The organism is Oleiphilus sp. HI0128 (genome assembly GCF_001635365.1).
The window spans coordinates 1-568 of record NZ_LWGG01000031.1 but is presented as its reverse complement, the minus strand read 5'-3'; the positions used below and the strand labels follow the sequence as shown (position 1 = coordinate 568).

1 protein-coding gene is annotated in these 568 nt (G+C 41.9%); it reads right to left on the bottom strand.

Going from position 1 to position 568, the window contains the following annotated elements; all coding sequences use genetic code 11:
- Window positions 1–568 (bottom strand): hypothetical protein (locus A3763_RS27850; RefSeq protein WP_197482648.1); only part of this gene is annotated, 568 nt, incomplete at both ends.

The window sequence follows — 568 nt, the reverse complement described above, 5'->3', positions numbered from 1 at the left end:
GGGTAGTGACTCGCACCAATCTCAAGCACATCGAGAGCCTCGATATTTGATTCAAAGAACTGAACACTAAAGTCAATGCCACTGATCACTTCCCGATTTGCGTTTAAGGTCTCGAACGAGTAGTAATTCGGATAGATTCCTTTTGCTTCTCCATCGTCAAATGAGCGCTCATCGCCATCATTATTGGTACTTGCTCTAACAAAATACTCGCCGACCGGGATATTCTCAAAGCGATAGCTGTATACACCGTCAGACAAAGATCCTGCCACGGTAGATGTAGCAAAAATAGGTTCTTCTGGCAAAGCGTTCAAAACCTCATCTAAGGCAATAAGCGATATATAAAGATTACCGACCGATTCGTTACCAGAAATAGTATTCGATGCGATTACATCAAGCGATGCAGTTTGCACCGCACCATCATTTATTTGATATTCTATGATCAAACTACCTTTCTTAAAGGTGTTTACTGGAATCGCTGCACTATTAATTTCTACCGTATAGATCCCTAAACCATTGGAATCTGTATCATCCTGACGAACATCTAACCAACTGGCGTCAGCTTCACTTG